21 protein-coding genes are annotated in these 20,572 nt (G+C 44.0%); 9 read left to right on the top strand and 12 right to left on the bottom strand.

The genetic code is table 11. The features are described from left to right. Positions 1-264: 264 nt before the first annotated feature. From AK965_RS00855 to ltrA, 3 genes are all read left to right on the top strand, one after another. Positions 265-645 carry a DUF4345 domain-containing protein gene (locus AK965_RS00855; protein ID WP_253252637.1) on the top strand — a complete coding sequence of 127 codons (381 nt, stop codon included), beginning with the start codon at positions 265-267 and terminating at the stop codon, positions 643-645. 329 nt (positions 646-974) lie between these two features. After that, positions 975-1,118: a hypothetical protein gene (locus tag AK965_RS20345; protein ID WP_165919339.1), complete on the top strand. Its 144-nt coding sequence runs from the start codon at positions 975-977 to the stop codon at positions 1,116-1,118. Between the two features lie 234 nt (positions 1,119-1,352). Beyond that, positions 1,353-2,825, top strand: a complete 1,473-nt coding sequence (gene ltrA, locus AK965_RS00860) for a group II intron reverse transcriptase/maturase (protein WP_099077820.1) — start codon at positions 1,353-1,355, stop codon at positions 2,823-2,825. A 249-nt stretch (positions 2,826-3,074) separates the two neighbouring features. On the opposite strand, the gene AK965_RS00870 is transcribed toward ltrA, so the two are convergent. The 5 genes from AK965_RS00870 to AK965_RS00890 all read right to left on the bottom strand — a co-directional run bounded on the left by AK965_RS00870 (position 3,075) and on the right by AK965_RS00890 (position 5,886). Beyond that, positions 3,075-3,806, bottom strand: a complete 732-nt coding sequence (locus tag AK965_RS00870; RefSeq protein ID WP_099077821.1) for an RluA family pseudouridine synthase — start codon at positions 3,804-3,806, stop codon at positions 3,075-3,077. Between the two features lie 182 nt (positions 3,807-3,988). Next, positions 3,989-4,282, bottom strand: a complete 294-nt coding sequence (locus AK965_RS00875) for a SemiSWEET transporter (protein ID WP_099077822.1) — start codon at positions 4,280-4,282, stop codon at positions 3,989-3,991. A gap of 261 nt (positions 4,283-4,543) precedes the next feature. Then, a complete protein-coding gene (locus tag AK965_RS00880; RefSeq protein ID WP_099077823.1) occupies positions 4,544-5,080 on the bottom strand; it encodes a lipocalin family protein in 537 nt (178 codons plus the stop codon). 56 nt (positions 5,081-5,136) lie between these two features. Then, positions 5,137-5,664 (bottom strand): histidine phosphatase family protein, encoded by a 528-nt coding sequence (locus tag AK965_RS00885; RefSeq protein WP_099077824.1) that lies wholly within the window; start codon positions 5,662-5,664, stop codon positions 5,137-5,139. A 27-nt stretch (positions 5,665-5,691) separates the two neighbouring features. After that, positions 5,692-5,886, bottom strand: a complete 195-nt coding sequence (locus AK965_RS00890; RefSeq protein WP_143699923.1) for a hypothetical protein — start codon at positions 5,884-5,886, stop codon at positions 5,692-5,694. Positions 5,887-6,494: 608 nt separating this feature from the next. Here AK965_RS00890 and AK965_RS00895 point away from each other — a divergent pair. Continuing rightward, complete coding sequence (locus AK965_RS00895; RefSeq protein ID WP_099077825.1) at positions 6,495-6,875, top strand: cystatin domain-containing protein; 381 nt, start codon at positions 6,495-6,497, stop codon at positions 6,873-6,875. A gap of 80 nt (positions 6,876-6,955) precedes the next feature. Here AK965_RS00895 and AK965_RS00900 read toward each other — a convergent pair whose 3' ends face one another. Both AK965_RS00900 and AK965_RS00905 read right to left on the bottom strand, forming a co-directional pair. Further along, positions 6,956-10,012: an AAA family ATPase gene (locus tag AK965_RS00900; protein WP_099077826.1), complete on the bottom strand. Its 3,057-nt coding sequence runs from the start codon at positions 10,010-10,012 to the stop codon at positions 6,956-6,958. A gap of 9 nt (positions 10,013-10,021) precedes the next feature. Further along, complete coding sequence (locus tag AK965_RS00905; protein WP_099077827.1) at positions 10,022-11,161, bottom strand: exonuclease SbcCD subunit D; 1,140 nt, start codon at positions 11,159-11,161, stop codon at positions 10,022-10,024. A 416-nt stretch (positions 11,162-11,577) separates the two neighbouring features. On the opposite strand from AK965_RS00905, the gene AK965_RS20575 reads away from it, so the two are divergent. Beyond that, positions 11,578-11,769 (top strand): hypothetical protein, encoded by a 192-nt coding sequence (locus tag AK965_RS20575; RefSeq protein WP_099077828.1) that lies wholly within the window; start codon positions 11,578-11,580, stop codon positions 11,767-11,769. Positions 11,770-12,097: 328 nt separating this feature from the next. Further along, positions 12,098-12,817: an isoprenylcysteine carboxylmethyltransferase family protein gene (locus AK965_RS00915; RefSeq protein WP_099077829.1), complete on the top strand. Its 720-nt coding sequence runs from the start codon at positions 12,098-12,100 to the stop codon at positions 12,815-12,817. Between the two features lie 38 nt (positions 12,818-12,855). Here AK965_RS00915 and AK965_RS00920 read toward each other — a convergent pair whose 3' ends face one another. Both AK965_RS00920 and AK965_RS00925 read right to left on the bottom strand, forming a co-directional pair. Continuing rightward, a complete protein-coding gene (locus AK965_RS00920; protein WP_099077830.1) occupies positions 12,856-13,131 on the bottom strand; it encodes a nitrogenase-stabilizing/protective protein NifW in 276 nt (91 codons plus the stop codon). Between the two features lie 159 nt (positions 13,132-13,290). Then, a complete protein-coding gene (locus AK965_RS00925) occupies positions 13,291-14,829 on the bottom strand; it encodes a glutamate synthase-related protein (protein WP_099077831.1) in 1,539 nt (512 codons plus the stop codon). Positions 14,830-14,958: 129 nt separating this feature from the next. Between AK965_RS00925 and AK965_RS00930 the strand changes: the two genes are divergently transcribed. Further along, entirely contained in the window at positions 14,959-15,438 is a 480-nt protein-coding gene (locus AK965_RS00930) for an aminoacyl-tRNA deacylase (RefSeq protein ID WP_099077832.1), read from the top strand. Positions 15,439-16,071: 633 nt separating this feature from the next. Beyond that, positions 16,072-16,611: an outer membrane protein transport protein gene (locus tag AK965_RS00935; protein WP_253252638.1), complete on the top strand. Its 540-nt coding sequence runs from the start codon at positions 16,072-16,074 to the stop codon at positions 16,609-16,611. Between the two features lie 164 nt (positions 16,612-16,775). On the opposite strand, the gene AK965_RS00940 is transcribed toward AK965_RS00935, so the two are convergent. Together AK965_RS00940 and AK965_RS00945 are read right to left on the bottom strand one after the other, a co-directional pair. After that, on the bottom strand, positions 16,776-18,188 hold the full coding sequence (locus AK965_RS00940; RefSeq protein ID WP_099077833.1) for a coniferyl aldehyde dehydrogenase: 1,413 nt from the start codon (positions 18,186-18,188) through the stop codon (positions 16,776-16,778). 158 nt (positions 18,189-18,346) lie between these two features. Further along, entirely contained in the window at positions 18,347-18,799 is a 453-nt protein-coding gene (locus AK965_RS00945) for an NUDIX pyrophosphatase (RefSeq protein WP_099077834.1), read from the bottom strand. A 147-nt stretch (positions 18,800-18,946) separates the two neighbouring features. On the opposite strand from AK965_RS00945, the gene AK965_RS00955 reads away from it, so the two are divergent. Continuing rightward, positions 18,947-19,846, top strand: coding sequence for a DMT family transporter (locus AK965_RS00955; protein ID WP_172438029.1), 900 nt, complete (start codon positions 18,947-18,949; stop codon positions 19,844-19,846). Positions 19,847-19,948: 102 nt separating this feature from the next. On the opposite strand, the gene AK965_RS00960 is transcribed toward AK965_RS00955, so the two are convergent. After that, positions 19,949-20,488, bottom strand: coding sequence for a phosphatase PAP2 family protein (locus AK965_RS00960; protein ID WP_172438030.1), 540 nt, complete (start codon positions 20,486-20,488; stop codon positions 19,949-19,951). Positions 20,489-20,572: the final 84 nt, after the last annotated feature.

Raw genomic sequence — 20,572 nt, forward strand, 5'->3', positions numbered from 1 at the left:
AGCTGGATGGTTCATCTGCATCTCTATCATACAGCAATCAAGCATTTCAGGCTGCCTAACTCGTTTCAGCCCCATTCTAAGCTAGAGTTGTGCCGTGTCTCCTTTTAATGTGCGGTGATTTGGCCTATTTTTTCTTATGGTACAAAGTGTTTATCGACTTGGTGACGACTCAGATAGATAGTTTATGAGCTATTTGAGCGTTATAAGCATAGCCTGAATAATGTTAGTGTTAGGCTTCATTGAGTAATTGGGATGGAATCAAAAATGAAACACATAAAGAAGAAGTTTTTGATATTCGCTTTTTTTGCGGTTGTTCCTATCGCTTTAGCTTACGGCATTTATCCCGATTGGTTTGCATTTACACTTTTAGGTATAGAAACACTCGATAACAATATCGCCCATATTCTAAGGGCAGTTATGTGTCTTTACCTAGGCTTAGGCTTATTTTGGCTATATTCAGCCTTTAATGAGAGCTATAGAAATCCAGCATTAGTTACCATCATAGTGTTTACAGGTAGCCTTGTTATTGGACGGCTAATAAGCTTGTATGCAGATGGGCAACCCGCTCCAATTCTCATCTTATACATCGGTCTAGAGCTTGTTCTTGTACCCGTGGCATTTTGGGTTTTGCGTATGCCCGAATGATAAGTTTACAGACAAGATTAAATCACTAATGTAGTGGCTGATGAACTTGGCCTCGACATTAGTGATTTTGTTAAACAGCGACTAATCCGCTGACTGCTAATTTAGAGAAAGCAATAACTCATTTTTGTCCGTGCGACCTGAAGTCGTATGAAGCGTTGTTCACCGCTTTATGAGTGAACCGTCTGTATCACCAGATGAACCTACGAGCCTGAATAAAGCAGCGGCTCGGACAATGTAACGAAACTTAGCCGTTTGGTTAAGTGGGAAAAGAATCGTGAGAGGACGTTCCTCCTGAAAACCATAATTCGGGTAAGTGCTAGGTAGTCAGTATGATGAACGTATGTGAATCCATTCAAGGTGCGTTATATGATGAAGCAGCGGAAGTGGTTAATACGCTGTGGCCAAAAGGCAATGAGAGTTGGAAAAAGGTTGGACAGTACTTTTTCGTGGTCGCCGAACTCTCCGCACTATAGTGGGCATCTAACCTGACATTTTACGTAACATACGGAACAGGGTAAGCCTGTATCACTCCCTTTGGGAAAGCCTTTGTGGCCGATAGTGATGCAGGTATAGGAGGTCGGAAAAAGCGAAAGCTGCATTGTAATGATGCAGATACAGACCTATGTCTGATCACGAAAGTGAGCCCACTTCCGACTGGTCTCCCATTGCGAGAGAATTTGAAGAACTTTATTCAAGGAGAAAAGCAAATGATGATCTCGAAAGAGATTAGTGCATCTTCTGACTGCACTCAATGGCAGTCCATCGACTGGAAATCCGTTGAAGCACACGTATTAAAGCTTCAAATGCGTATCGCAAAAGCAACTAGAGAAAAGAAATACGGTAAGGTGAAGTCTTTACAGTGGCTCCTGACTCATTCTCGCTCAGCCAAGCTTCTTGCGGTTAAGCGAGTTTCTCAGAATAAAGGCAGTAAAACGCCTGGAATAGACGGTGTTATCTGGAACACAGATGCACGCCGTATGAAAGCAGTTACTCAACTGAGTCGTAAGGCTTACTCTGCAAAACCACTCAAACGTATCTACATTCCCAAAAAGGACGGTAAACTCAGGCCATTAGGCATTCCATGCATGATTGATAGAGCGCAACAAGCCCTCCACCTTCTCGCATTAGAGCCTGTGTCTGAAACGCTTGCCGACCTCAATAGCTATGGATTTAGGCCAAATCGCAGCACGGCTGACGCGGTCAGTCAGTGTTTTAAATGTTTGGCTCTAAAGCGGTCAGCGAAATGGGTTCTTGAGGGTGATATTAAGGCTTGCTTCGACAAAATCGGGCATCAATGGCTTATGGACAATATCACTATAGATAAACGTATGTTAGAGCAATGGCTGGAATCTGGCTATGTGGATAAGGGGCTGTTCTACGATACCGATGAGGGTACGCCACAAGGCGGGATCATTTCTCCAACCTTGATGTTAATGACCCTTGCAGGACTAGAACAACGTGTAAAATCCACTGCTCTCAAAAAGGGAGCCAGAGCTAACTTCATTGGTTATGCGGACGATTTCGTGGTCACCTGCTCTTCAAAGGAAGTGCTAGTGAACGATATCAAACCGTTGATTGCTGACTTTCTGGCAGAAAGAGGGTTAACCCTCTCCGAAGAGAAAACGAAGGTCACTCATATTGATGATGGCTTTGACTTTCTGGGTTTCAATCACAGGAAGTACAAAGGGAAATTACTCATTAAACCGAGCAAATCCAACACGCTGTTATTCCTGAGAAATCTACGTGAACTTATTAAAAAGCACGCAACCATCCCTGTTAACGATCTTATCAAGCTGATAAATCCGAAACTCCGAGGATGGGCGAATTACTATCGCCACTGTGTTGCTAAACAAGTATTCGGGTATGTCGGCCACAAATTATTCCAAATGTTATGGCACTGGGCAGTTAGGCGTCATCCAACCAAGTCCAAAGACTGGGTTGTTCATAAGTACTTTCTCAATCGTAAAGGCCAATGGCAATTTCACGGTTGGCAGAAAATCATGAACATGGACTGTCACTTCAATCTGTTCCAAATAGCCAAAGTGCCCATCGAACGACACGTGAAAATCAGGAGTGCATCGACCCCTTTTGACCCTCAATACCAAGAATACTTGGCGAAGAGAAAACCCAAAAGGTTAGCTCGCAACTCTTGGAAAGAGCCTGTCCCGACTGCGTTGTAAGTTGCTGGGTATCAATGATACCTTAGTGGAGGCTTGAGCCGTATGCAGTGAAAGTTGCACGTACGGTTCTTAGAGGGGCGGCACTTGGTAACAAGTGTCGTCTACTCGACAACAGTAAGCTTGAAAGCAAGCAACGACAATAACTCCGAAAGTGCTTGTTTACATTTGGAGCGTAATCAAACGTAACGGAGTGTCAGCGCCGATGTAGAAATCTCGCCGTCATGATTCTCGAAGCTAAGCTCTTATTGCTTAAAATGGATTTGGGCTATGACCATGGATAGGCTCGCCAGTGGTTGGGTGAGTAAAGTAAATATCGCTGGCATGGAGCATTAAGCGCCGTGAGATATCACTTCGCTCTGGGTGGTTATAAAGATCACAACCTAAAATGGGGTGACCAAATTCAAGGCTATGGATCCGCAGTTGGTGAGTGCGACCTGTAATGGGAGTGTATTGCATTAAAGTTCTAGGCGGATTATCCAAGCGGCTTATTACCTGATAGTCACTTATGGCACTTTTTCCCGTACAGTGACAAATCTTTACTCTTGGAAACAGAGCCTTATCTTTAGCAATCGGGGCAGATATTTGGCCACGGTCAGCTTCAACCCACCCCGCTAGCATAGCAAGATAACGTTTTTGTACTGACCTTGCCTGAAACTGTTTGTTCAGACTCTTAGAGGCGGCACTGTTAAGCCCTACCACCATGACGCCAGAAGTTCCGAAATCTAGCCGATGTGGCAATTTAGCATCAACAAAAGTAGGCGTCGCTTTGTTTGCCTGGTTAGCACCTTGCCCGTTCACTAAACGATAATGCACTGAATCCCAATTAAGCAGATTCTTCCCCGATAAACTTAACAAACCACTCGGCTTATCAATCAATAAAATATCCGCATCTTGATAAAGGATCTCTACCCTAGCCTGACACTCCGGCGCCACAAAATTATCAATGATTTCACTAGTAGAAGAAGCGTCAGATTTTGACATTTAAGGGTCCTGGTATAACAAAGAGAGAAAGTTCAAGTTATAGTCGATGAGCGAAGCTGGCCACTACTTTGTCGGTAAACCGAGTGCTTTGCAATAGCAGCCGTTGTCTAAAATTTCGATAGCTTACTTTTACCCGTTTACAAGCCAAGTATCAAAGACAAAAATCTGCGCGCATATGTCTTCTAGAAAGTACCGCCGGTGTGAAGAATGATGCCTACCACCATAGCGACATACATCAGAAACCCTAAACAGTTTCCTACCCAAATGGTCGGATTCTTGTGATAAATGCCATAGATAGTCCACAGAAGTGCGATAAACGAATAAAGCAACCAAGTGGTGAGTGATAAGCCTAAAGCATGCTCACTGTGAGAGAAGTACAGTTTATACAACTGAGGCATTGTGGCAATTGGGCTGATTAACCCCATGACAAGCATAAGGGGTTCGAGTGCTTTTCCAATTCGTTCTATGAATGACATTGGTTTCCTTATCCTTACTTGTTAGATTAAAAATAGTGATACGTTAAATTTGGTCGCTTCGTTTTATGAGACATAACGCCATGAACAATCATGCAGACACAAGCATAACCTTTACTAGTATATACGTTGTTGCATATTTCAGTTTGAAAGCAGAACTCTCCCCAAGTTGATTGACCGCAACAGGTTTGGATCCTCGTTTTGATGGCACCATGTCTCGCGTCTTTAAACGATTTTTATCGATTATTTTTTCTTCTGTGTACCTTATTGACCAAGTGTTGATTGAATTTGATCAACAAGAATTAGCTCGTCTAGTTTAAAGCCTTTTGCTTTGGCAACTTGTTTGAAGCGTTCGATAGTGGCGGCATCTACTGTTGGCGTGCGTGAAAGTAGCCACAAGTAGTCATGATTAAAGCCAGAGATAAAAGCATAGTCGTAATTCTCCCCTAGCTCAAACACGATGTAAGACGAATAGAATGGGCCAAAGAATGACACTTTTAAGTGACCTGTATTTTTATCTTCAACGAAATACGCTTTGCCGTCAGCTTGCGTCCACGCTTGTTCTTCTTCTGAATAACCGCGGTTGATGACCGTTACGCCTCCGTCCTCACGAAGCTCATATTCAGCCGTCACCTTGGATAAACCACGTTCAAAGGAATGATCAAGACGCGCAATTTCATACCACTTACCTAGATATGGTTGAAGTTCGAAGTTATTAACAGGCTCAACGCCATCCGGCTTTGAAGTACAGCCAAACAGCGTCGCAAGAGATAAAAGCAGAAGTAGTTTGAGAGATTTCATTTAGCAACCTGAAAGTGAATTAGTGACTGATTTTACTATAGAAGAGAAGAAATCGATCAAACACTAATGAGTCTAAATTCTCCGCAAGACAGTCCCACCTCTTGGAAACCTTGTAGTGCTTCAAACACATTAAAGTGGCTCACGACAACAACCTTTCGATATTGGCGGTAACGCTCCAGCACCGACTCCGCTCGTGCTTTTAGCTCGTCAACATGTTCGTAGCGGGTATCAGTCATTGGAATACAAGCTTTTAACAGCTCTCGGTATTCGTACCAGCGTCGGTCTCTTTCATTCAACGTAATGTAGCCGCCCTCTTTGTCAGCGCGCCACTCTCTCAAGTCATGCTCAACAAACAATGACAAACCGCGATGACGATTGAGAATTTCTGCAGTTTGAAGAGTACGCGTATAAGGTGAGCTTATGATGATTTCAGCTTCATCGAAGATTGGATGATTGAGTTTCTCTTGCAGCACCGGCAAATGATCTCGAGAGAGCGGCGCATAGTCCTTCTCCAGTTGGGTCATTTGCCTCTCATCCGCTAACGAAAAATCTGGCACACCATGTCTTACAAATACAATGTCCATATTGTGGTGCCCGTCCTTGTTAAATTGCTATTGATAAATTGGGGTAAGTTTTAGATAAGAGTGCACTTCACCGTTTTTGTATTCGATCGCAGAATGGATAGAGGGCTCCCGATTACCAACGACTGAAAGCCCATACGCATTTTCGCCCTTGTATATCGTGATATTGAGTTCACCGCCATCAAGCTCGCGTAAGCAAAGTTGAATCCAATGAGTTGATTGCATGGTATTACCTTATTATTTTTACCATATTATCTACACCCAACAGCAGGCGATTGAAAACTGAAAGCCGATTTTCGTTAGTTTGACCGTACATATTCACGTGACTACCAACTATTCTCCAAAATCCACTTTTGTCTTTTTATAAAATCCATTGAAGCGAAAAACTCATTTGCCATATTAGGGGATGCAATGACGTAGTATATGAATCCGCGCACATAGATATTATAGTAAAAGTCCACGAACTCCCTTATCGTCAGTCGCGATCTCGAATCTATAGGCCTGCGTATTATCTTTCATTTTTTGTACCCAAAAATTGAGAGGCCAGACCGTAGAATTCAACATTTCAACTTTACTTGATTTAACCACGATCCGTATCCTTTACACTGTAAACTAAAACGTAAGTACAAGTATTACGCTACCATCTCTTTATTCAAAGTACTTGCCCTCCTGTCGCATAAGAACCGAATTCACGACACTCGTACTGCTTTAAGTACAGATTTTCGACTAAACCTCAGAATTTAACTTGATTCATATAAAAAGTTGGCACAACGTAGACATTAAGCAGGAATGCCACCCTATATAATGGGCGCTTGCAGAATAGAGGTTCTTGAATGAAATTAAAAACAGTGTCAGCTTTCGCAATCTTGGTTTTGCTCGTCGGATGCCAACAAAACACTCAGGATGAAACTACACAGCCAACAACCTCGGCAGATGTATGTGATAGACAAGGAAATATGCCAGGTGGGTGGAACGAGTTCGATGCTACCCCAGACGCTCAAAAGGCTATGGCCTTTGTCCTAAAAAAAATAAAAACTCTCGCTTCGTTTAAACAGATCTTGTCCGTTCATGCACAAATTGTCAGTGGTGTGAACTACGCGATAGAGTTTGAATTGAATGACGGCTCAGTTTGGAACACGGTTATCTACCGAAACCTAGATGGTGAATATGCAATTACGCAATCACCGAATGAAGGTCGCTTCTGCGAACAGTAAGAGCTTCCGAAACTGAGCACCCAAAATCCCCGCCATTTTATACGATAATTTAGCGGGATTTTTGGTATCTGCGACACCGATTAAGAATCAAACTCCATCTGAGACTTTACAGAAACCTTGGATCCTAGTCGTGATGGTTCAACGTCAATGCGCTGCGCCATTTGCTCTTTCAGTTCAGATACGTGAGAAATCACACCAATCATACGACCCGTTTGTTGCAAGTCAACCAACGTTTGAATCGCAAGATCCAAAGACTCCGGATCTAAGCTGCCAAAACCTTCATCAATAAATAGCGTATCTAAACGAATACCGCCACTGTATGACTGAACAACGTCAGACAGACCGAGTGCTAACGCTAACGCTGCCATGAAAGATTCGCCACCTGATAACGTCGCGACATCACGTGTTTTACCTGTGTAGCTATCTTCAACCACCAAATCCAATCCTCGTCCAGCGGCACCTTTAAAACCTTCCGTTTTACGAGCCAAGATATAACGGCCTTTACTCATCAGGTTTAAACGCTGTGACGCTTGTATCAACACATCGTCTAATAACACACCAAGGACAAATCGGTGCAGACTGATACGACTGCCCGTTTTACCGCTAGCAACGTCATACAGGGTACCAAACACTTTGTATTCGTCTTCTAACTTAGTGTTCTTGTCATGTAACATCACGATGTCATTGCGGACTTTCTCTAGACGTTCAAACAAAGAGCGCGTGCTATCAAGCTGATTGCGCGCTTCAACGTAACCTTGCTGAACACTGTTTAACTTAACGTTAAGCCCTTCTAAATCAGGCAACGCCAACTCTTTCAACTCTGAACTCAAGTCTGCCAAAGTTTGTTCTAGCTTGATTTGAGTCTGTTTGAACGCATCAATTTCTTGCTGCCAAACCTGCATCTCGGCTTCATCAACTTTACTTACTAGGAATTGCGCTTCATCCTCGAATGCGCTCGCCTGCAACGCTTGCTCCCAATCAGCTTTGGCTGTGTTCAAACGCTCTAGTGCCTCATTCAACCACTGTTGATGGGTTGTCAGTTGGCTTTCAATATTGGTCTTTGTCAGCACCGCTTGTTGCAAATGATTTTGTGCAGTCTCTAAGGCTGAATTTAACGCCGCAATCTGTTTTTGAATCGCAGCAATATCTTGTTCAAGCACTTCAAGTGACGAGTACTTGGCATCTAACGAAGCAGACAGTTTAACCAATTGCTCTTGATTCACTTTTATCGTCGATTCATTCGCTGCCATCTGGTTTTGCAGATCATTGATCTTACTTTCACCAGTGATGCAACGCTGGTTTAACTCATTGACGCTTTGTTCCAAATGAACCAAGTTAATCGAAGACAGTTGCTGTAAACGTTCGTTGAACTGCTGCATGGACGCTTGTAACATGCCTAAATCCAATGCTGCGTTTTGACCGAGTTCATCAGATAGTTGCTCAATTTGCTGCTTGTATTGTCCGATTGCGATATTGTGCTGCTCCAACTGATTGTTCAATTGGTTCAGAGCAACTTGCCCTTCTCGCTCTGTGTTCCGAGCGTTTTGAACTTGCTCTTTTGTTACCTCTTCGCCAACAAATTGAGCGGGGTGAGGATGTTCTACACTACCGCACACCGGACACATTTCACCGGCTTGTAAGCGCTGAGCCAAAACCGCAGCTTGAGCATTGTGCCAGCTTAGCTCAAGGGTATCTGCTGAGCGTTGAAGTTCTATGTATCTTGCTTTTGCTTGGTCAACCGAAGCTTGTTTGCTCGGCGTCAGCGCATCCAGTTTCGCCAGGTCTTGGTTTAAGCCATTAAGCTTCTGTAGGTCTTGCATCAAACGTTGTTGCTGTTTTATCTCCGCCTCTACGCTGCCAATACTTGCAACATCGACTCGAGCTTGATCCAGTGACTTCTGACCTTGTTGCGCCTCTAGCGTTAACTGCTCTTTCAAAGCGATATATTTCTTCAGCGTTGCTTCAAACTCAGACTTTTGCGTCAAACCCGCATTTATGGCTTTTTCTAGCTCTGATTTTTCAACCAACTTCCCTTTCATGCTTTCAAGTTGGTATTGATGCTCAGTCAGTTTTGGCAATTGCGCCGCTTGTTCTTTCGCGGTTTGCAATGCGCCTTCTTTGGCTTTTACCGCTTCATCTGCGACAGTGAGATCTTGAGAAAGCTTAGCCACCTTTTGCTCAAGCTCATGCGTTTGTTTTGAGGCGTTTTGTAACGTGACATAAGGCAACTCAATCTTGCTTGCCTTCTTCGCATTGTCTAACTGCAATTGACGAAAGGAAATAGCATCACTCTGCTGCAAATGTTGCTTCAATGCAATTTCGGCTTGCTCGCGCTTTTTAAACTCATTGCTCAATGCTTCTGCTTTTTGCAGGTCAGTTTTTACCGTGTTTAATTGCGCCAGAGATTCTTGCTCTTGCTTTTGCACGGTTTCAAATTGAACAGATAACGCTTCACGCTGCTCTGTTAACTCCGCTTCAGAAGAAACACCAGCTACCTGCAGTGCGCCTCGAATTTGGTTATCAAACTCGTCTTTGGCTTTACTAATGGCACTCGCTTTGTCTTTCAGCGCATATTCAATCTTCTTGTAAATGTCCGTTTGGAATAGCTGTCCAAAGATCTCTTCACGTTCTTTGGACGTCGCAAGTAACAACTCTCGAAACTTACCTTGTGGCAGCACCATCACTTGGCGGAACTGAGTTTCGTTTAAGCCAATAATATTGGTCACTTCCGTCTTTACTTGCGTTGTTTTGCTAGTGATGAGCTTTTCTTCGTCCGTAATCTCATACAAAGCTGCGGTATGCTTACGTACTGTCATGCCCTCACCGCGTGCCTTTGGTGCTTCTTGTTCTGGTGAGCGAATCACTCGATAAGATTTACCGTGCAAAGAGAATTCTAGTGTCACTTCGGTCAGTAACGTAGGCGCAGCCATATCACAACGCATTTGAATGCCTTGCCGCTCATTACCCGTCGTTTCACCATAAAGAGCAAAACAAATGGCATCGAGAATCGAGGTTTTACCGGAACCAGTAGGACCATTGATCAGAAACAGAGGGTTAGTACCAAGCTTGTCGAACTCGATGGTCTCTGCTTGAGCAAACGGACCAAAAGCCTGCATTGTCAGTTTAATCGGTTTCATGTTTGGTCCTTACTGAGCTTGCTGAGAAAGTTGTTTGATGATGTCGCTGATCGCTTGATCTTGTTCTTGCGATAATTGGCTGTCTTGCGCTTCCGTAAAAAAGTCTCGGAACATATCTATCTCACTTCTCGCCAATTTCGCTTGCGCCATCTCTTGTTCAACACCAATCAACATCCCAGGCTTTTCTAGGTGCAAAACATTTGGGTAAACAGCACGTAGCTTTTCCATGGGATTTAAAATCGCATGCTTATCCATTAAGCGCACCAGCAAGTAGTCTTCGTTTTTCGGATCCGTTTTACCTTGCTCTATCACTTGTTCAAGTTCACCTTCAATGATTCGCATTTCATGAGGCGCAGTGAGTTCGACATGTTCTGCCGAGACAAAACCGTTTTGGTCGATTTCCACCAGCGTGAAACCTTTCTTTTGGTTCTGCTCACCAAAGCTGTATTTCATCAATGAACCAGAATAACGAATGTACTCTTCGCCTTTTTTCTGTGGCTGATGCAAGTGCCCCAACGCCACATAATCGAAGTTAAGGAAGTGCTCGTGACTGACGCGGTCGGAACCACCAATCGACAGTGGACGCTCAGAGTCTGACTCCATTGCGCCATCCACAAAACAGTGGCTCACTAACACGTTGTGTTGCTCTGGGTTGAATTGTTCTGTGATTTTCTCGGCGAGAAGTTTATGTGCTTGGTCGTGCGTCGAAATTGGTTCTTGGTAAGCAAAACGAACTTGCTCAGGATCGTTATAAGGCATGCCGTAAAAAGCCACCTTTCCAGCCGATTTCGTTTCGATAACGACTGGCGTCAGCATATCTTCAAAGTTACTAATGATATGCAACCCCGCTGTTTTCATTTGCTCTGAACCAAAGCCCAATCGCTCAGCACCATCATGGTTACCGGAGATCAAAATCATGGGCGTGTTTAACTCACCGCAGATTCGCTTCACCACGCGGTTTAGTAGCTCAATGGCAATAGTCGGTGGAACTGAGCGATCGTAGATATCGCCGGCAACCACCACCGCATCTACAGGATTGCTTTCGATATATTGGATTAACTGTTCAAGAGCCGCTTGCTGATCGTCAAGCAAAGAGACGTTATGAAACTGTCGGCCAAGGTGCCAATCTGAGGTATGGATAAACTTCATTCGAATTCACTTTCTGCCATCTACATGGCGCTGTCTTATTATTCCCCTAGGATATCGTGAGTTCGTAAGCTTTTCATGTGGTTTATGTTACTAATCGCACAAGTAAGGACGAGCAATGAAAAAGGTCAATGAACTGTTTAAGCGAGCAGAACAGGTGTCTAAACAAATTTTGCGACGGTTAACAAAGACGGTTAACAAATAAGGGGCATCTCGCCCCTATACTCAATATATGCAACGACAGACTTGCAATTATGCAATTTGATTACTATTTTTAATCTAAATTGTCCGACCCTGCGTAGTTTGGATACTATTTCAGTTAAGGCTAATATCACAAACAATCCAAAACTTAGCCTTATTAATCAATAAAATAAATTAGCAACCAACACCTTTGCTTTCGCTTGTATAGGGATTTTACGATGAAGCCCAGTAGATTTAAAAACTTGCTCAGCACTCTGCAAGATTTAACGCCAACACAAAAGAGATACCTAATTAACCAAACGAAATTGGCGCTTGAGGATGAACCTAACAACATGAGTCCTAATGAGATACTGACCAGAGAAGAGTTAGATGCATTGCTACAACCTCCCCCTGAGATCCATACAAAATAAGTTGTCCATTGCTACCTCATCTGACTAGGCAGAACATGATAGGCCGATCATTCAAATCGGCTATCTCCACTCCTCACTGACGACATCATCTTATACGTTGTATCAACACCGTCCTGCCTTCCGCAAATGTCTAGTCCCCCCTTACACTGACACTGTCTATGAAGTGCCTTAAGTCATCTAATGCTTCACTGTGTGTTTCGGTAATGAACGATCTAACCTGTTAGAAGGAGGAGGCTAGGATCAGATAAGCACCACTTCTTTCAGCCCCCCTGAACTGATAGTTAAGCGCGCACGCAAATCGATTTTATTTTAAGGAAGGGAATGTGGAATGTCATCAAAGACGGTTAATGAACAAGCAACCCAAACCGTTTCCCTGCGCCAGTGGCTCAGGTTAATTACGGTGTATCTCTTGATCCCACTGATCCTATTTATCTGTGGTGGCGACATCGGCTGGTTGCAGGCATGGTTATTTTTAATGCTGTTCTTAGCTGAGGGAGTTGCTAGTCGTATGTGGGCAGAGCAACGACATCCCGGATTAACAGCTGAAAGACAGAATATTGAAAACATCCAAAATGCAAAAGCTTGGGACAAAGTACTTGCACCGCTGATGGCGGTGAGTATCACATTTCCTATGACCATTGTGGCAGGGCTAGACCACCGTTATAACTGGTCTTCTGAATTTCCACTATGGCTCATCGCGACTGGCTTCACTCTGATCTCGCTCGGTTATGCTTTCGCCGCATGGGCATTGGCAGAGAATCGCTTTTTCTCCAGCGTGGTACGTATCCAGACTGATCGAGGGCATACGGTGTGTGACAGCGGCCCATACCGCTTTGTGCGGCATCCGGGTTATGCAGGGAATCTCGTTGCACTGTTCGGTATTGTTCTTGCCCTAAGTTCTGTATGGACTCTGATTCCAGCAATAGTGGCATCCATCATCACTGTGATCAGAACCACACTTGAAGATCAAACTCTACAAGAAGAGTTGCCGGGGTATCGTGACTATGTACAACGTGTGCGCTATCGGTTAGTCCCATGGGTATACTAAGAAGCTTCACTACGTTAAACGGTGTTCTGCATCTTAGGTTAGCGTCTCTGACACGAGGTACAGCCCCGGCAGGCAGAGCGAGTAATTTTATCTAATTGATTTCGCTGCACTTTACAGTAGGCATTTTTCAACGCACGCCGCGCTGAAAACCAATCATCCGGCTTAGTCAAAATCAAATAGCCATTAAAGCGCTTAACAAGTTCAACACGATGCGTGTTAATAAAGCGGCTATCAAAACTCATGTCGAAATAATCTAAAGCTTCCTCTATGCAAGAAAAACTCGCAATTTTGGCTTGGATATCATTGGTGGTCATATAAAAACAACAGCGACAAATTTTCAGTCATTTTAATATCAATGCGCCCTACCTTCTTTGACATCGCACCTATCAAAGCGAGTTACTTGTATACCAGTTACTGGGTGAGCAATTCGAACACAAATGTCATATCGATCTCGTAAAGGGTCTGCGCGCGCATCACTCGTTTACCCCCGAATATTTAACGCCCGATAGCTTCGCCATATCCCGATTCCAGGTAGATAAATCATTCAGGTTAAATTGACTCAATGAGTGATGACCACACGCTCTTGCCATCACTTGCATCATCTCAACGGATGCAGCAAAGAAGTTGTTTAGCTGATGAGAAGCTTTATCGACGTTTAAACGCTGCCTTAAATCGGCTTTCTGCGTGGCAATACCGGCAGGACAATTGTTGGTATTACAAATCCTAGCAGCGACACACCCTATGGATTGCATCGCGCTGTTAGAAATCGCCACACCGTCAGCTCCTAATGCCATGGCTTTGACAAAATCCATCGGCACACGTAAGCCCCCAGTGACAATTAACGTGACACGGTCACCTACACCTTGTGCATCGAGATACCGTCTCGCTCTTGCAAGTGCCGGTATCGTTGGAACACTAATATGATCACGGAACATTGCAGGAGCCGCTCCCGTACCACCGCCTCTGCCATCAAGAATGATGTAATCCGCACTCGCGTCAAGCGCAAACTGAATGTCTTCTTCAATATGGTTCGCACTCAATTTAAAACCGATGGGAATACCGCCCGTGATTTCACGTACTCGGTCAGCAAACTTTTTGAAATCTTGCGCGGTGTGGAGATCTTTAAATGTCGGGGGAGAGATGGCGGACTGCCCTTCAGGTATACCCCGTACCTGAGAAATTCTCCCTACGTTTTTGTTGCCTGGAAGATGGCCACCTGTCCCTGTTTTCGCCCCTTGCCCACCTTTGAAGTGGAACGCTTGCACATTGACGAGCTTGGATTCATCGTAGCCAAACTGAGCACTCGCAAGTTCATAGAAATAACGCGAATTGGCTTGTTGCTCTTCAGGTAACATCCCTCCTTCACCGGAACAAATACCCGTTCCGGCTAATTCCGCGCCTTTTGCGAGTGACACTTTCGCTTCTTCGGAGAGTGAGCCAAAGCTCATGTCAGACACAAATAAAGGAATGTTCAGTACCAATGGCTTTTTCGCTTTTGGGCCAATAACAAGCTCCGTCGCTACAGGTACCTCTTCCATCAAGGGTTTTGTCGCCATTTGAGCGACCATGACTTGTAAGTCATCCCAATGTGGTAATAAATGTCTTGGAACGCCCATTGACGTCATTGGGCCATGATGCCCCAATTTAGACAACCCTTCTCTTGCTAATTGGTGGATAAACTCAACAGTGGGTTCTTCTTGAGTCGCGATTGCAATTGGGCTCGAATGGTCACCTGATTTTATTTCAGGCCCTTCCTGACCAACTTGATCCGTCGAAAATTGCTTGTGGCTACCATCACAAAATGGAGCGTCGGCCGTATATTTACACTGACACAGCCACGCTTCTTCGTCTTTTTCGGCAATAAAGTCCATGGGTTTAAATCCGGTTCCAACATGAGACCCGTCACAGAAAGGCTGTGTTTTTGATTTTCCACATCGGCAGTAGGAATACTCCTCACCTTGTTTTAACTCAACTTTTATCGGTTTGTTATCCGCAATCACTGGCTTACGCATATTGGTTTCCTCATATCACATCCTGTTCTTCACGAGCTTTCAGTAATCGTAGAACAGTATCTTTGTTACGCCAGTATTCCTTAGAGTCACCTATACTATGTTATGGGGCTCAAACCGATGGAGGCGACTATGCCTATTTCTAACCGACTCGACCACTATTTGACTGAACACCATATTCATTTTCAGACCGTTAATCACAGCCACAGTCACAGTTCACTGCAAAGTGGCGTTGCTGCAGGTGTCCCACTTAACAATTTGGCCAAAGGGGTGATTTTAGAAGATCATCAAGGTCGTCATGTAATGGCAGTATTGCCTGCCAACAATAAAATCAGTTTATCTCGACTCAATGATGAATTTAATGCGACATTTCATCTCGTGAAGGAGCGCGAGGTTTACCGTATGTTCACTGATTGCGAAAACGGAGCCATTCCGCCTGTGGGTAGCGCTTATCATATATTAACGGTTTGTGATGAGGTATTAGGCAACTTAGATTATGTTTACCTCGAAGCGGGTGACCACGAAACCTTAATCAAACTCGATAAAGAGGCCTTTAAAGAGTTGATGGGGGAAAGCCGTTATTTACGCTTTAGTAGTGAAGTGTTCCATTAATCAAGCTTAGGCTCTTGTTTATCCACTCAAGTCACCTTGAGATGCTTGGGTATGACAACAGAACAAGAGCCTTTATCCTTCCTCAAGTTCAAGCCTCGTCATTCAGCCCACACCGCATATTGCGCAGTTGTAACATCATTGTTGAACAACCATTCAATATATCGCCGTAGATGCAATTAATCTTAAGTAAAAACTCTAATTGAAAAATTATTTTAGCGCGGTTTCACCTAGGGTAAGCACATTTCAACACACTAGCGAACGATCAACGCGAACAATTATTAAACATCCGTTTTAAACATACGTACTAACTTCTAGCTTCCTCAAAGTCACGTTCTATTAACATGTAGCCACCAACCCAACCTTCTCCCTCAAACAGCCACTAAGGTTCCTCGACCTATTCCGAACATAAGAAAACATCATATTCATAATCATTACATATACTTATCAGCATTAATATTAGTCATGCTGTATATGAGACTGGTGTGACAATTTCAAAAAATCAACATTACACAATTGTTAAATGGATTTATGTTTTAGGTGGTGCCCTTTCCTAAATCATTTAAGTTCGATCTAGTTTTGTGAGCACTTTAATAAAGAACGCATCCTAAAAAAACACATGGAGTTTAGAGTGATATGAAGACAAGGAATGCAAAAATCGTTCTTGCGATATCTATAGTACTAAGCTCACCTAACTTATATGCCGCAGGATTTCAGTTATCTGAACACTCCGCAGCTGGTTTAGGTCGAGCCAACGCAGGTGAAGCCGCTATTGCCGATGGAGCGTCAGTGGTTGCTCATAACGCTGCTGCCATCACGATGTTTCAATCTTATGAGTTATCTGTTGGCGCATCCTATATCATGCCGGAAGTACGAGTGACGGGTAATGGTGAGTCAGATTCGTTTAATAACCTACTCACTAACAACGACGTAGTCGATAACGTCATCGTCCCTTCGTTTTATATTGCTGCACCAATTAATGATTCTTGGTCATGGGGCTTAGGCATATTTACCGATTTTGGATTAGCGACCGAATACCCGGATGATTACCTTGCAGGGCCGATTGGTGGGGAAACCAGTTTAGAGAGCGTCATTTTTAATCCTGCCATTGCCTACCGTATCAATGACAACTTCAGCGTAGGTGGTGGCAGAGCTTGGACGCCACGTGGTGCATGATGAAGGGGTTCAGCTCATCGCTGACTGGATTAACTCCATCGATACCACTGGCTGGAGCTGTGTAGAATAAGTCAATCGACGGTCACTCGCGTAGATGGTGACCGTTCGCTCGACTAAAAAAACCGCCTGATTAGGCGGTTTCCTTTTTTGAAATAGTGCGTTATCTAACGAATGAAAAACTTTTGTAACGCTTTAATCGCTATACCGCGACGTTCCATAAGCAAGCTAACACGTGGTAGCCAAGTTGGCGTATGAAACACCGTCTTTGCATGACTAAAGGTTCTAAAGCCCTCTTCACCATGATAATGCCCCAGTCCCGATTCACCAATACCACCAAATGGTGCATCTTCGGCACCAACATGCAAAATCGTGTCATTAATACCAACGCCCCCACTGTGGGTGTTATGTACGATATGCTCAATCGTACCTTTGTCCTCTGTCATAATGTAGAGCGCCAGAGGGCGTTGATTCCGATTGATGTATTCAAGCACCTCAGCCATGTCGTTATAAGGCTTAATTGGCATCAGTGGACCAAAAATCTCCTCTTGCATCACGACCATGTCTGACGACACATTGGTTAACAAATGAGGATACAGACAACGGCCTTGCACCGTTGGCTCCGCCACGGAATGAACATCGGCCCCTTTTGCTTTCGCATCTTCTAATACCGCTTTCAGGCGATCGTATTGACGCTGATTAATGATATGAGAGAAGCCCTGCTCTTGCTCACCATTGATGTACAACGCTTCAAAACGCTTAAGAAACAACGACACAAACTCATCCACTTTGTGTTGTGGCACAAAGGCGTAATCTGGCGCGACACATATTTGCCCTGCGTTAATGCACTTACCAAATAAAATTGCATCGACGGCTTTATTCAAGTTTGCATCATCCGCCACAATAACTGGGGACTTGCCGCCAAGTTCTAACGTCACAGGGGTTAAGTTTTCAGCGGCGGCTTTGGCGACCGCTCGACCCACGTTCGTCGAACCAGTAAACAATAAATGATCAAACGGCAATTTACTGAACGCTTGAGCCACGTCGGCTTCACCTTCCACCACCTCGACATCTTCAGGCAATGAACGGCAAATCTCTGCGATAACCTTATTGGTCTCTGGCGTGAACTCACTTAACTTCATCATCACACGGTTACCCGCAGCAAGTGCCGTGACTAATGGCGATAAGCTCAAAATAACCGGGAAGTTCCACGGTGAAATAATACCAACTACCCCCACTGGCTGATACTCAACCGAGACTTTGGACGGCGCCATGAGTAAACCGGCATGGCGACGGCTTGGCTTACACCATCTGTTTAGGCGTTTTAAGGTGTAGTTGATTTGAGAAATCGTTGGTAGAACATCGGTCATTGCCGTATCAAATTCTGAGCGATAACCAAAATCAGCGCTCAATGCATCGACGAGCGCTTGCTGATTATCCAGAATAGTTTGCTTGAGGAGAGCAAGCTTTTGCTTTCTCACGTCAATACTTGGGTAAGGCTCAACATTGTAGGCTGCCTTAAGCTTATCCAGTGTCTTACGTAATGAGTAGCCAACTTCGACGTCTACTATCGCATTCATGATCATTCTCCTCATGCACCTGAATACCGTTAATGCCGTGCTTTCGCCTTAACGTTAACATAAATGCAACACGCTTACTATTATCGTATCGATGAAGTTAGAGTTGCAGCTCGGATCTTATTCCATTAATGCATGAACCTAACAGCAACCGAGTAAAATTATATCTGACTGATAAGCGTAAATTGTGTCGGAACGCTTTCAACATAATATTTCCATACATGTTCATAGAGATGATGTTGGTTTGCAAAAGGCGTAAGCTGTTTGGCTTCTGCTAGCGTACACCATCGGTAATCAGTGTGTTCGTGATTAAGCGTAACATGTTGTTCTGGTTTACAAAAAATGACAAAGCAAGGAATAACCATGATTCGATTTTTGTGCGCCTCATAAAACTGCTCCAAAAAATCAGCACTATGAAGCTCTACCCCTTCGATTTTCGTTTCCTCTTTCAATTCTCGAATGAGTGTTTGCCAACCCGTTTCCCCTTCTTCAATACCACCAGCAACATGACACCAATACCCTCCTTTGACACGCTTAAGTAACAGCATCTTTTTTACACCATCAAATTCGGAAATTACGACGCCAGACACGTGCGTGGCTTGTATAGGTATCATACACTTCTCCTTATGCAATTCTTTATCCCTAGGACGTTGTCAGTGTATCTTGTATAAATTAGAGAAATAACCATATTTACAACATGCTGATCTATTTGACCATTTTGTATGCTAAAGTCCGATCTTCCGCCATAAACGAACTGTACGATGCCTAATTCACTGAACTCTATGATTCCCATTGGCGTACGCTTTATGGTGCTATCAGCCTTTGGCTTTGCGCTTATGTCTGCGACTGTCAAACACGTTAGTTTACACGGTATCCCCGTTTTTGAAATTGTTGCAGCTAGGGCGCTGGTTTCATTAGTCATCAGCTACCTAGATGTAAAGAGAAAACGCATTTCAGTGTGGGGGAACAACAAAGCACTATTGTTTGCTCGTGGTGCGGTTGGCACTATGGCCCTGATGTGTGTCTATTACTCTGTAACGACCTTACCTTTGGCAGAAGCAACCATTTTTCAATATATCCACCCTGTTTTTACCGCTGTGCTTGCGATGTTCTTTCTTAAAGAGCGCATCCAGTTTTCTACACTAGTATGCATCGTCCTTTGTGTGTTAGGGGTATATGTGATCGTGAAACCTGAAACAAGTGCCAGCACTGAACATGTGCTCCCTATGTTTAGCGTAATGATCGCGCTATTAGGTGCGTTTGGTAGCTCAATCGCGTACGTTATTGTCCGAAAGTTGAGTCAAACTGAAGACAGTTCGGTGATTATTTTCTATTTCCCGCTGGTAGCATTGCCTGCGTCCATTGTTTTAATGGGTGGTCAATTTGTCATTCCGAATCTGTATCTTACTATGATGCTTGTGCTCGTTGGCGTGTTCACTCAAATTGGTCAACTTGGGTTAACCAAAGCAATGCAGACTCAAGAAGCCGGCAAAGCATCTGCTTACTCGTATGTACAGATCATATTTTCAGTCGTTCTGGGTATTGCGTTCTTTGGTGAGCAGCCATCTCTGTGGACGTATTTAGGTGGGTTACTCATTGTACTTGGCGCACTCACAAATGTATTTGGCCAACACCTCAAGATGATCCTTAAGAAAGGATAAATTGGTGCAGCCTCGATGTGTAATCACCTATCATGACGGAATAAACATCTCAAACAACAAAGCCTCGATAACTACCGAGGCTTTATTTCATATAAGCTACGATTACCAGCGATAGGTCAATGATACACCCACATCTTCACTGCTTACCCACGGTAAAAGCTGAACATTTTCATCATAAGCATCGGTGAGGACATAGGCGCTCAGCGTACCTAAAGCTGCACCAGCAAGAACGTCACGCCAATAGTGTTTTTTCGCTTCCACACGCCCTACACCCACCAGTGCTGCAACGCCATAAGCTGGCAAGCCCGCCTCCCAACCATAGCGTAAGTATAAATTTGTTGCCGAAGCGAAAGCATTGGCTGTATGGTTAGAAGGAAAACTGTCGTTACCACTTTTGTCAGGTCGCTCCGCATCAATTGACACCTTACCGATTAAGCCTATTCCCGATGCAGTACCGATACTAAATCCCGCTTGCCAAAAGCCTTCCCAATCACTTTTATATGCAGGTACCGCGGCCGCCGTTGCAACCAAGCCATAAGCTCCGATATCGGTAAGTACGTCCCAATCTTTTTCACTCATCGCATGCACGGAATGAGAACCAAACAAAGATATCACACCAACCAAACGTACAATTTTCTTCATTAATACAACCAACTAGATGACAAATGCGCATGAAAGCTATCACAGCTATCGCGTTTGTTCGAATGAGAACTGTAACAATTTAAG

This window comes from Vibrio sp. PID17_43, assembly GCF_002608565.1.
Classification (GTDB): Bacteria; Pseudomonadota; Gammaproteobacteria; order Enterobacterales; family Vibrionaceae; genus Vibrio.